At 44.0% G+C, this 12838-nt stretch carries 7 protein-coding genes; 4 read left to right on the top strand and 3 right to left on the bottom strand.

What is annotated here, in order from left to right:
• Positions 1 to 18 precede the first annotated feature (18 nt).
• Entirely contained in the window at positions 19 to 1779 is a 1761-nt protein-coding gene (gene aspS / locus GL182_RS00755) for an aspartate--tRNA ligase (protein ID WP_163377662.1), read from the bottom strand.
• 234 nt (positions 1780 to 2013) lie between these two features.
• On the opposite strand from aspS, the gene GL182_RS00750 reads away from it, so the two are divergent.
• The 4 genes from GL182_RS00750 to GL182_RS00735 all read left to right on the top strand — a co-directional run bounded on the left by GL182_RS00750 (position 2014) and on the right by GL182_RS00735 (position 9384).
• Entirely contained in the window at positions 2014 to 3291 is a 1278-nt protein-coding gene (locus GL182_RS00750; protein ID WP_163377661.1) for a peptidoglycan DD-metalloendopeptidase family protein, read from the top strand.
• A 566-nt stretch (positions 3292 to 3857) separates the two neighbouring features.
• Entirely contained in the window at positions 3858 to 7142 is a 3285-nt protein-coding gene (locus GL182_RS00745; protein ID WP_163377660.1) for a SusC/RagA family TonB-linked outer membrane protein, read from the top strand.
• A gap of 12 nt (positions 7143 to 7154) precedes the next feature.
• On the top strand, positions 7155 to 8783 hold the full coding sequence (locus GL182_RS00740) for a SusD/RagB family nutrient-binding outer membrane lipoprotein (protein WP_163377659.1): 1629 nt from the start codon (positions 7155 to 7157) through the stop codon (positions 8781 to 8783).
• Positions 8784 to 8811: 28 nt separating this feature from the next.
• Positions 8812 to 9384 carry a hypothetical protein gene (locus tag GL182_RS00735; protein WP_163377658.1) on the top strand — a complete coding sequence of 191 codons (573 nt, stop codon included), beginning with the start codon at positions 8812 to 8814 and terminating at the stop codon, positions 9382 to 9384.
• Positions 9385 to 9454: 70 nt separating this feature from the next.
• On the opposite strand, the gene GL182_RS00730 is transcribed toward GL182_RS00735, so the two are convergent.
• Positions 9455 to 11830, bottom strand: coding sequence for an OmpA family protein (locus tag GL182_RS00730; RefSeq protein WP_163377657.1), 2376 nt, complete (start codon positions 11828 to 11830; stop codon positions 9455 to 9457).
• A gap of 2 nt (positions 11831 to 11832) precedes the next feature.
• Positions 11833 to 12807, bottom strand: coding sequence for a type IX secretion system membrane protein PorP/SprF (locus GL182_RS00725; protein ID WP_163377656.1), 975 nt, complete (start codon positions 12805 to 12807; stop codon positions 11833 to 11835).
• Positions 12808 to 12838 lie beyond the last annotated feature (31 nt).

The following is a 12838-nucleotide window of genomic DNA, read 5'->3' as shown; positions in this document are numbered from 1 at the left end:
GCCCTTTCAAGCGTGAAATCACTTGTCCTTTTTCTCCAGAATGGCTATAGATAATTCTTCCAGTTGCTCCCCGGATATAATGCTTGGGGAATTGATCATCACATCCCTTCCGGCATTATTTTTTGGAAAAGCAATGTAATCCCGGATAGAATCACTTCCACCAAATATGGCGCAAAGTCTGTCAAATCCAAAGGCGATCCCTCCGTGAGGGGGTGCACCATATTCAAAAGCTTCCATCAGAAAACCAAACTGAGACTGCGCCTCGGCTTCGGTGAAACCTAAATGCTTGAACATCAGCTTTTGGGTTTCCTTATCATGGATACGAATGGATCCACCTCCAATTTCCACCCCGTTGATCACCAGGTCATAGGCATTTGCCCTGACTTTTCCGGGATCCGAATCCAATAAGGGGATGTCTTCCTTTTTGGGAGAGGTAAAAGGATGGTGCATGGCATGAAACCTGGATGTTTCTTCATCCCATTCCAGCAAGGGAAAATCCAGTACCCACAAGGGTTTGTAGGTGAATTTATCTCTCAATCCAAGGGCTTCCCCCATTTTGAGCCGGAGTTCGGAAAGTTGCTTCCTGGTAGCATGCAACTCTCCGGACAATACCAAAAGCAGATCTCCCGGTACGGCACCGGCTTTCTCTGCCCAATCCTTCAGGTCATCCTGAGAATAAAATTTATCCACGGAAGATTTAAAAGTTCCGTCTACATGGCACTTCACATAGACCAATCCCTTGGCGCCTATTTGAGGTCTTTTAACCCAATTCGTTAATTCATCGAGTTGTTTTCTGGTGTATTCAGCAGCACCGCCGGCACAAATACCCACCACCAATTCTGCGTTGTCAAAAACATTGAACCCTTTGCCTTGTGCCTCAGCCGTCAAATCAATAAAAGGCATGCCAAATCTTAAATCAGGCTTATCGTTGCCATACAATCTCATGGCATCTGCATAGGTCATCCGAGCCACTTCCTCCAGGTCCACTCCTTTGACCGCCTTAAACAAATGCCGGATCATGCCTTCAAAAATTTCAAGAATATCTTCTTGCTCCACAAAAGACATTTCACAATCAATCTGGGTAAATTCTGGCTGCCGGTCCGCACGGAGATCTTCGTCTCTGAAACATTTAACAATTTGAAAATACCGGTCGAAGCCACTGACCATCAACAGCTGCTTGAAAGTCTGCGGGGATTGAGGCAAGGCATAAAACTCTCCTGAATGAATCCTGCTGGGCACCACAAAGTCCCTGGCCCCTTCCGGAGTAGACTTGATCAAAACAGGTGTTTCTACCTCCATGAAGTTCTTGGCATCCATGTATTTCCGGGTTTCCTGCATCATTTTATGCCTCAAATGCAATTTTTCCCGGATCACATTTCTACGTAAATCCAAATACCTGTATTTCATACGCAAATCCTCCCCACCATCAGTATCATCTTCAATGATAAACGGAGGAACCTTTGCTTTATTCAAAACCTCCAACCTACTTACTCTTATTTCGATATCACCAGTAGGAATTCTGTCATTCTTCGCCGTACGTTCGATAACTGTTCCTTCCGCCTGTACCACAAACTCCCTACCCAGGGCACCCGCTTCCTTTAGCATGGATGCCTCAACTTCTCCTTCTTCAAAAATCAATTGGGTGATACCATACCTGTCCCTTAAATCAACCCAGACCAGGCCCCCCTTATTTCTCACCCGTTGAACCCAGCCGGCCAGGGTCACTTTTTCATTCAAATCTTCCAACCGCAACTCACCACAAGTATGTGTTCTATGCATAAAATTTAATGTTTGTTTGCAATTAATCGCCAAAGATAATCATTCAAAAGAGAGTTTGCTATTTTAGCTGGAAGATAAAGCAATAGGAAGTACTTTTTATCCGTTGGAACAATCACATACTACGTAATTGTTTACCTAAAAAGCGTATCTTTGAAAAGAAAGTGGAAACACAATTGTAATTTATCGGGATAATTGACTTATTTTGCATAACAATTATTATTTAAACTTGATTTTATGAAAAAATTTTGGACATACGGTGGAATTGCCTTGATTATCGGCATGGTTTTTTGGATAATTGACAAAGAGGAAAATTCACCCATTGAAAAACAAGAAGTAGCGCAGGTAGCCATTGAAGAGGTAGTTCCCATAGAAGAAAATTTACTCTATGGTATAAACATAGATCAACTGGACATTACTGAAGGCATCGTGAAAAGAAACCAGACCCTGTCTGCTATTCTGGCACCTTTTAATGTCCCCTATCAGATCATAGACGAAATTGCCAAAAAGTCAGCTGAGATTTTTGATGTGAGAAAAATTGCTTTCAATAAAAAATACACGGTGCTCACACCCAAGGATTCTTTAAAGGCCCAATTTTTCATTTATGAACCCAACCCAACTGAGTTTGTGGTCTTCAAACTGGATCAACCTGAGATATACAAGGAAAGCAAACCGATGGAAATCAAAAACAGGGAAATTGGAGGCACCATTACTTCTTCCCTATATGTCAACATGACCAGCCTGGGCCTGACGCCTGATTTGATTGACCAATTTGCCGACTTGTACGGCTGGGTGGTTGATTTCCAACGACTACAAAAAGGAGACAAATTCAAGGTAGTTTTCAAAGAGCAACTCGTTGAAAACGAAACGGTTGGCATTGAAGATATCGAGGCTGCTTATTTTGAACACATGGGGCAGGGATACCACGCCATCCCTTTCGAGCAGAATGGCATCATTTCCTATTTTGATCAGGAAGGCAATAGCTTGAAGAAGGCTTTTCTGAGAGATCCGTTGAAATTTACCAGGATCAGTTCAAGATATAGCTTAAGCCGATTTCATCCGGTACAAAAAAGGTATAAGGCGCACCTGGGCACAGATTATGCTGCTCCCCGAGGAACAGAGATTCGTTCTGTAGGAGATGGTACTGTCTTAGAAGCAGGATATAGTGGAGGCAATGGCAATTATGTCAAAATAAAGCATAACGGAACTTACTCCACCCAATACCTCCACATGTCCAAAATCGGGAAAGGTATCAAAAGAGGAACCCGGGTAAAACAAGGGCAGGTGATTGGCTATGTAGGCAGTACAGGCCTCGCCACAGGTCCGCACCTATGTTTCAGATTTTGGAAGCACGGCAAACAAGTAGACTGGCTAAGGGAAGATATTCCTCCTGCTGAACCTATAGCAGAAGAAAACCTCAGGGCATTTGAAGCAGTGAAATTGGAAAAATTAGCGAAGTTAGATAGTGTGACCTATTCAGAAAAGGCGGAATTACTAACTAGCCTCGAAAATTAACCCCAATAGGCTCCTAAAATAGCCTTTAACTTACGATTTCAGCTATGCTTAGCTTTTTTCAGTTTAAATTCAAACCAGCTTCAATATTAGCATTTTGATGATCTAACGTCCGTTTCATTGCTTTATTAATGAATAAACCTTCAATTATTACTAATTTTAAAATCAATAACCTCTTTTTATAATTATTTTGTAAATTTTACTTTATGTTCTATTTTATTTTTTTGTCAGAAATAAGGAAGTAGATGTAAATTTTCATTCCAGATTGGATGATTTTTTTATATAACAGGTGATCAAATTCACAGAATACCTATTTTTTATTCTTTAATATTTCAATGATTGAAAACTAATGTCTGTATTTATATATTTTACTTACTTTTTATCTCTTTTCTTGTGTCAAAACTGATTCCATAAAAAATACAAAGGCTTTGGATGGATGATTTTTTTTACAAAATACTGTTTATCAGTATTTTATACCCTTTATTTCTGTGTTTGTTTAAGATTTTGTTTCAAAGTGACTGATATTTTTTAACATTGATTAAAATTCAGTTTCCACTAACAACTAAAACATGAGAAAGAAATTACCAATAATTTTATTATTGGGTCTTTTTGTGCAATATTCTTTTGCACAGACCCAGGAGATACGCGGAACGGTCGTTTCCGCAGAAGACGATGCCCCAATCCCCGGGGTAAGCATACTGGTCAAGGGTGCCAACATCGGTACTGTTTCGGATTTAGATGGGAAATACTCACTGGATGTTCCTCAGGGAAATGAAACCCTTGTATTTTCCTTCATTGGCATGGCCAGCAGTGAAATAAATATTAATGGCAGGTCGGTCATTGATTTATCCATGTCCCCAAATGTTAACGCCCTGAATGAGGTGGTCGTCACCGCGATAGGAATAGAGCGGGAAAAGAAAGCCTTGGGTTATGCGGTTTCGGAAGTGGATTCCGACGACATCACCCAAAGGTCCGAACCGGATGTCATCCGTGCTCTGAATGGGAAAGTAGCCGGTGTGTTGATCCAGGGAGCCGGGGGAGTTACCGGCGGAAATACCAATATCACCATCAGGGGAAGTTCCTCCCTTACCGGTAACAACCAACCCCTGTTTGTGGTGGACGGGATTCCTTTTGACAATTCAACCCAGGGCTATACAGATCAGGGAGGAAATAGTGTGGCCAACCGGGCATTTGATATAGATCCTAACAATGTGGCCTCCATGACAGTTTTAAAGGGGGCGGCTGCAGCGGCCTTGTATGGGTCAAGAGCACAGAATGGGGTAGTGATCATCACCACCAAAAGCGGCAGCGGTGCTTCCAAAAAGGGACTGGAAGTAAATTACAGCAGCTCCTTTGGAATGGAGGAAGTGGCCAAGCTTCCAGATTATCAAAATGAATATGGACAAGGGGGTAATGGTAATGTCTACATAGAGAATTATTTTGGCTCATTCGGCGCTCCCTACACCGCCTATGATTCGGTTCCTCACCCTTATACCAACCCCGCACTGGGCCCTTTTTTGAATTCACCTTCCTATCAAAACGTGGCCACCCGGGGAGATAATGTCTTGTATCAACCCTTTACGGACAAATACCGCAATTTTTTCAGTAGTGGTAAATTGCAGGAACATGCGATTTCGGTTCAATCCGGCGGAGAAAAAACCAACCTCTCGGCGGGTATTTCCTGGATGGATAATACTGGCATTATTCCCAATTCATCGGTCAACAGGATAGCTGCCAATTTAGGTGGTAATGCTCAATTGGACAACGGATTGAAATTGAGTGCAGGTTTGAATTATGTCAGTACGGTTCAGAATAATCCAGCTTTGGGCAGTGGAAATTTCGGAGGATTCAATCAGTCGGCTTCCCAGTTGGTCTTGTGGGCACCAACCAGTTTTGACCTGGATGGCTATCCCTATCAAAGAGAGGAAGATGGCGGTGCCATGTACTACCGTACCGCCAACAATCCTTATTGGGTGGCCGACAATTCCATGAATGAAAGCAATGTAGACCGATATTATGGGAATGTAAAGATTGGATACGACATCAATGACTGGATAAATATTGGTTACCAATTGGGTTTCAATGCTTACACAGACCGGCGGTTTTTCATGATGGAGCCCGGAGGTTTCGGTTCTGCCATTGAGCAATCCGGTTTCATGCGCCGCTCTACGTTTTACAATGCAGAATTGGATGGAAACTTACTGATCAATATCAATAAGGAACTGAATGAAGATTTCTATTTGCGTACCATCACAGGCTGGAATATCAATCAACGTACCAATACGGCCAATCAGTTTGGCGGAAATGGGGTCATCGAAAGAGGCATCCGCTCCTTTTCCAATACTTCCTCTCAATTCATTGTTGAGGATAGGTTCGTAAGAAGACGCTTTGCAGGTTTGTTTACCGACATATCCCTGGCCTATCAGGAATGGGCTTTTGTTAATGTAACAGCCCGGAATGACTGGTCTTCCACTCTTCCAGAAGATAGCAGGAGCTACTTCTATCCCGGGATCAGTACATCAGTGATCATCAGTGATGCACTTTCCCTGAATAGCAGTTTTCTGGATTATGCCAAATTACGGGCCGGAGTAGGCCAGGTGGGTAATGATGCAGATCCCTATCTGACCACCAATAACTTTCTCCTTAACCAACCTGTCAATAGTTCCGGAGGAGCTACCCAGTTTCCCTTTAACAATCAAATTGGTACCGTAAATGGCTCCGCTATCAATAGTAACCGGGGCAACCCTATCCTAAAACCTGAACTTACGACAGAAACGGAGTTGGGTGCTGAGCTGCTCTTCCTGAAACAACGCATAGGCCTGGACCTGACCTATTATGACCGGACCACAAAAAATGGCATTACGGCCATTGATGTACCTCCCTCCAGTGGTTCTGCCACTCAGGTAGTCAATATCGGTAAGGTAAGAAACAGGGGAATAGAAGTGGGATTAAACCTCAAGGTACTGGAAAGACCCGATGGATTCAACTGGAATATATTTACTGCCTTTACCCGAAATAGAAATGAGGTACTGGAATTACAGGAAGGGGTAGATCAAATTGTGCTGACCAGCAATGCCGGCAGCAGCGAAATTGTGCAGATTGCTCATCGCAATGGGCAGCCCTTTGGTGTTTTAATCGGAAGAAAAGCCATCCGGGATGCTGAGGGGAATTTACTGATCGATGGACTTCCCGGTACTACCTACGGCAAGTATATTGATAATCCGGAACCGCAGATCATCGGTGATCCAAATCCCGACTTTGTAGTAGGAATCACCAATGATTTCTCCTACAAAGGCTTGACCCTTGATGTTGTTCTGGACTGGGTGCAGGGAGGCGACCTATACTCCAAATCCAACCGGGAAATTGTGGGCAGGGGGCTCACCCACGACTCCGGTGATCGGATGGTTTCCAGGATCATGCCCGGATACATCGCCGCAAGAAATGATGACGGTGGATTAATTAGAGATGAAAATGGCAACTACCTGGCAGCTGTTGATGCCAATGGAGAAAAGATCAGGAATAAAATCAACATCACCAACTTCAATTGGTGGTATGACAGGGGAGGTTTTGGCTGGAATGCAGCAGAGGAATTTCACACCTTTGATGCTACGGTTCTTAGACTTAGAGAAGTAGCACTAAACTATAATTTCCCATCCAAATGGCTTGAAAAAACGCTCTTTGGCAGTGCCAGAATCGGTATGTCAGGAAGGAACCTGTGGTTTATAACCCCGAATATGCATGAGGGACTAAACCTGGACCCTGAGACCAGTTCATTTCCCGGCCTGAGAGGTATTGACTTTATCGGTGTACCCTCAGCAAGGAGATACAGCATGAACTTATCCTTTACCTTTTAAATTTCCCTGAACATGTTGAAAAATAAATTCAAATATTACATCGCATTTTTCCTGATAACGATTGGCAGCCTGCTGCTGCATTCTTGCAGTGAGGACCTGCTGGACATCAACCAGGATCCCAATACCTCCACCCAGTTGTCCTTGCCAAACACATTGGCCTTTGCCCAGGTATCCCTGGTTTCCAACCTTTTGGATGAACCCAATACCAATGCCGGTTCCTTCAGCAGGATGTGGTATACGACTGCCATCAGAAACTACGAACAAAATCAGGGCACCTACAGCAGTTCCTGGGTTAATCTGTACTCCAGACCTTTGGCTAACCTGCAGGCAATCCTGGATGGTACCGAGGAAGGAGCATCCGGATACAAGGGAATCGCCAGGCTACTCAAAGCTTATACATTCAGCCTTTTGGTGGACTTGTATGGAGATGTCCCTTACTTCGAAGCCCTGAATCCTGAAATCACATTTCCTGAAATAGATCAGGGAGCGGAAATTTATGCCGATCTTTTGCTTCAGGTAGATCAGGCCATTCAGGAAATCAATGCTTCCTCCGAACTGATTCAGGGAGATATGATCTACGGCGGTGAAAAAAGCAAATGGATCAAAATGGGCAATTCCTTAAAGTTGAAAATGTACGCCCAAACCAGAAAAGAGAATTCCATCAATTCAGCTCAGGGTTTCTCTCAAATGCTTAATAGTGATCTGATTACCGAGCTGGCAGACGATTTTCAATTGAAATACGGATCCCAGCAAACGCCAAACCAAAACCGTCATCCACTGCACGTAAACCACTACAATCAAGCTACGGCTTACTGGATGGACAACTGGACCATGGCCAACCTGCTCAATGATGGAACTACCAGTGCCGTGACCGGACGAAGGGTTTCTTACCGAAATGTTCAAGACCCCAGATTGAGGTACTACATATTCCGCCAGGTACCCGGTGATGGAGGAGGATCTGTGGTCACCTGTGCCGGAGGAGGTTGTCCGATAGGATTGATTGGAAACGGCTACCTGGGTCGGGATGCTGGTGATCCTTCCGCTTTTTCCAATGAAGGCGCATTGATCGCTACTTTTGGTGTGTATCCGGTGGCTGGACTGGTGGATACGGACGAGCCCAAAACAGTATCAGCATCCGACGGTACCGGTAGGGGCATTTTCCCCATGCTCACCTCCTTTATGGTCAAATTCCTACACGCAGAGATGGCGCTAACTACTCCTGTTGAAGGAGATCCCCTGACCCTGTTGAGAGAAGCTATTGGTCTCTCTATGGAAAAAGTAAGGGATTTTGGAGCCTCGGAAATGCCTTCCATCTCAGGAAGTGATTATGAGATGTCCGATGAAGCCATCGCTGATTACATTGCGGATGTAACCCTACAGTACGAGAGCGCTGAAAATGAAGCAGAAAGACTAAACATCATCATAACTGAATATCAGTTGGCACTCTGGGGCAATGGAATAGAAGCCTACAACAATTACAGGAGGACAGGTTTTCCTGACTTTGCAGAAACCTCACCGGTGATGGGAAACCCTCCTTACCCCAGGAGGTTCATCATTCCTGTTTCAGAACTTGAGACCAACCCGGCTTTGTCAGATTATTCTCCAGACCCGTTTGAGCCGGTTTTTTGGAGTCAGCCCTGATTTTCTATCCACCTAAACGAAAAACAACATGAATATAAAGTCATATACCTTAATACTATCTGCAAGCCTGTCCATGCTATTTAGCAGTTGCATTGAAGAGGACTCCATCAAGGAGCCCGACTATGAAGTAGGAATCATTGCCAGGGCTACCATAGCTCCGGGAAAATACTGGTTCAACATCAATGAACTGGCCGGTTCGGAAGTTTCTTTTGACCTTAGTTACGAAGGTTTTGAGGTACACACCGCTTCCTCCATAGAATTATTTCTGAGCAGAGGTTCCAGCCAGGTTTCTTTGGGAACTTTTACTGATTTCCCCTCCACCATTACCATGACCGGAGCAGAAGCCTATGCCTATTTTGGAGAGACACCAACAAGCATATTGGAGTCGGGCATTTCCAGGGATGAGTTTCGGATCACCTATGAAATTACAACGAGTGATGGGGAAACCTATTCTCAGTATGGGCAGTATTACAACTACAATCCCTCCCTGGATGGTCGGTTTACCGGAAGGTATGCCCAATATTATACCAATTTGCCTGGATTTGGTACGCTGGTATTGGATGTAAGACCACCCAATCCACAAAATCCAAATGAGCAATAGATAAAGGTAAAATTCAGGACATAAAAAAAGGAGCTAAAATCAGCTCCTTTTTTTATATCCTGTTCCCTTCTTATTGGTCCTGCTTTTTTGTCCAGCTTTTCTTAGGATTGGGGATGCTGGGAAGTACCATTTCCGTTCTTCGATTGCGTTGATGCATTTCCGGTGTACAGGGGACCTCATCGCAATCGTTGACGGGTTTGGTCTTACCAAAAAATTCATATACCAACCGATCGGATGCAATTCCTTTTCCTTCCAGGTAGTTTTTCACCACCAGGGCTCTCCTTTTAGACAACTCTTCGTTATAGGCTGCCGAACCTCTGGAATCGGTATGACCCATAATGGCAAGCCGACGATTAATCATGTTTCTCAGCATCAGTGCCACCCTTTCCAAAGCCATCATGTCTTCCACTTTTAGCTCTGCTTTGTCAAAACCAAAATAAATGGTAGGCAATTCCTCCGGAATCTGAATGTTACTGATATCGCACAAATCTACCTCCTGCAATTCCGGCGGTATTTGGTAGGCCCTTCCTTCTTCCGGAAATGCCAGCAGCAACAATTCGGTCCTTCTGTTCAATTGGTGGTAGTCTTCCGGACATGGCTTCCCATCTCCACAGTCATTGGCCAGCTCAGTTTCTCCCAGCCACTCTGATTCTATCCTTGACCTGGCCACACCATATTTGCCCAGATAATCCCTTACTGCGTCAGCTCTTTTTTCACTTAGGGCTTCATTATAGGCCTCACTGGCCCTGGCATCCGTATGGGACCTTACCACAATATTTAAAAATGAATAGGATTTCAATAGTTCTGCTACTTTATCCAGGGGAGCTTCCGCATCAGACCTGATGGCTGATTCATCCAGGTTGTAATACACCAAGTCTACATGTACTGCCGTATTGTAAGGAATTCTAACCATCTGATAAGTCTTTTCCAATGTACCCGAGCTCAATCCCTTAGTAGTCAGATTTTTATCCTGCACAGCAAAAAAACCTGGTTTTTTAATCTGGATTTCATGGTCTTGGTCAGGGGCCATCTCGGCCAGCAGCATGCCTTCTTCTTCTTGGTTTACATCAATATTGACTTTTTGAGCCCCTTCCGTCAGGGATACCTCCAGAGGACCTGAAACCCTTTCTCCATCACAACCCAATACCAGTGCCTGGAAATCCTTATACAAAGTCTCCAACTCAAATATATCATCCCATCCACTGCTTTCCGGTCGGTTGGATGAAATCAAAACCCTGTTTTCTGCTGTCTCATAAAAACCAAAATCATCTTGAGGTGAATTATAGGGAAGCCCCATATTTTTGACTCCTGCAAAAGCCTCATTGCTGATATCTGAAACGAAAATATCCAAAGCTCCAAGTCCGGGATGCCCATCAGAAGCAAAATAAAACTTGTCGTCCTGCATGAAAGGGTCTATCTCATTGCCTTCCGAATTTACCAAAGGACCTAAATTCACAGGCTCCTGAAATTCAAAATCATCATCAAATGCCATGTAGTATAGGTCAAAACCTCCCTGACCCCCAGGCATATCTGAAGAGAAATATAGCCTGTTGTTGCTTTCGTCCACAAAGGGGCTCTTTACACTGTATTCCAGTGCTGCATTGACAGGCAGTCCCCTGAAATCACCAGGATTTCCTGCATCATCCAAGCGGCTGAAATAAACTTCTGAGTGAACTTCATAATTTTTGGGTCGCCTGATGTCACGTGTCAACGTATAAAAAATTACTTCCTGCTCCTGCAACACATATGGATCCGAGGCATGAAAAACCTCGGGAACCGGAACTTCGAACGGGGATACCGTTCCATCTTCTTCCATGCGGTATATTCCTAAATAATCCCTTCCTGTCCAGTCGGACGATTTATTGTAATATTTATAACCCTTGTCAATTCGTAAAGCCTTTTTCTCACGGTCAGATTCCCCTCCCCTGTCAGAGGTAAAGTATATCCTGCCCCGCTGATCCTTTACCCAACCAAACTCTGTACTTGAACTGTTGATACCTTCCAGCCTTTTGAGTCCGGCATTACCTTCCGACCGGTACCAGTACTGCAATGAATCCAAATGCAGGTTTTTGATGGCATCATACTCACCTGACTTCAGGGAATCCAACGCTGCAAAAACCGCATTTTTTTCACCTGCCCTATTGGCCGCAGCGATATAGTATAACCAATCATTTTCATCGGCATCTGCAAAAGCGACTGCCTTTTCCCACCAATTGTAAGATTTAGGATAATCTCTTAACACATCAAAAGCCATGGCCGCACCTTTTGCCGCCTGATAGGTAGGCTTCCGGGCATAGGCATCGACAAATCCCTGGCCAGCTTCAAAATAATTTTCTTCTGCAAGCTTCCTGTCCGCATATCGTAGTAAACCACTTTGCGCAGTAGCTGAAACGGACAAAAATCCAAATAATAACGTGGGAATCAGATATGTAAAAATATTTTTCATATTTAGAACCATCTAGGGTTGTTCATATTCACTTTTCTTGGAGAAATATAGTAGCCAATGGAGATTTCATGGGAATTATTTCTTAAACCACTGAATGCATTGGTCTGCACATCATAGGCGTAACCTAACCTGAGGTTTTCTGTGGCAAACAATTCAAGGATCAATGCTACGGCATTTCTGGCAGACAAACCTTCAGGCAATTCATTTTGTCCCAACTTGAGATTGGTACGGTAGGAAGCCCCTGCCCATATCCTGTCCATAAACAAAAACATCCCATTTAAATCCAGATTGCTCGGCCCGCTTCCTCCATTTCTCAATAAAAAGGAAGGCTTGAACTGCACCTGATCGGAAAGGGGCAACAAGCCACCTGCGGTCAGGTAATAATGCACATTGTGGTAAGCCAGTGCTACCGCTTCATTTTCCAAAGCATTCCGACCGATCAGGTTATAGGCACTAAAACCAGCGAAAAAATCCGGACTGTGAAAAAACACCCCGGTATTCAAATTCGGAGTAAATAAGTTGATCCTTCCTTCAGGAATTTCTGCATCATCAAAATCATTGGGATTAAACATGGAACCGTCAATGGCATATTCCGTGACGCCTCCGCTTATTCCAAAGCCCAAAAATGAGGCACTCCCCGTTTGGATCCTGTAGGCATACGTCAATAAACCGGAATTGGTTTTGGCAGGACCTTGCTCATCGGCGAGTATAGAAGCACCAAAGCCCATCAAACCCTCATTGGCACTCAAATCAGCTGTAAGGGTAAAAGTAGTGGGGGCTCCTGGCAATCCGGCCCACTGACTACGGTAAGTAGATTGAATGTAGTGCTCTCCCTTATATCCTGCATAAGCCGGATTGATATGCAATCCATTGAACATGTACTGGCTGAATTGGGGCAACTGCTGGGCTTCAGCAATATTAAACCCCAATCCACTAAAAACCATTAAAAATCCAAAAACGCTAAAAATATTCTTCATTGATTTCCCATTTTAAATGCTCCCGATAAAC

The organism is Cyclobacterium sp. SYSU L10401 (genome assembly GCF_010993705.1).
Taxonomy (GTDB): Bacteria; Bacteroidota; Bacteroidia; order Cytophagales; family Cyclobacteriaceae; genus Cyclobacterium.
The sequence above is the reverse complement of the archived record's forward strand: the minus strand, read 5'-3'. Positions and strand labels throughout refer to the sequence as shown.

Bases quoted from the DNA above. Each gene is read 5' to 3' on its own strand.
- GL182_RS00750 (WP_163377661.1), top strand. From the start codon at position 2,014: ATGAAAAAATTTTGGACATACGGTGGAATTGCCTTGATTATCGGCATG.
- GL182_RS00730 (WP_163377657.1), bottom strand. From the start codon at position 11,830: ATGAAAAATATTTTTACATATCTGATTCCCACGTTATTATTTGGATTT.
- GL182_RS00735 (WP_163377658.1), top strand. From the start codon at position 8,812: ATGAATATAAAGTCATATACCTTAATACTATCTGCAAGCCTGTCCATG.
- GL182_RS00725 (WP_163377656.1), bottom strand. From the start codon at position 12,807: ATGAAGAATATTTTTAGCGTTTTTGGATTTTTAATGGTTTTTAGTGGA.
- GL182_RS00740 (WP_163377659.1), top strand. From the start codon at position 7,155: ATGTTGAAAAATAAATTCAAATATTACATCGCATTTTTCCTGATAACG.
- GL182_RS00745 (WP_163377660.1), top strand. From the start codon at position 3,858: ATGAGAAAGAAATTACCAATAATTTTATTATTGGGTCTTTTTGTGCAA.
- aspS (WP_163377662.1), bottom strand. From the start codon at position 1,779: ATGCATAGAACACATACTTGTGGTGAGTTGCGGTTGGAAGATTTGAAT.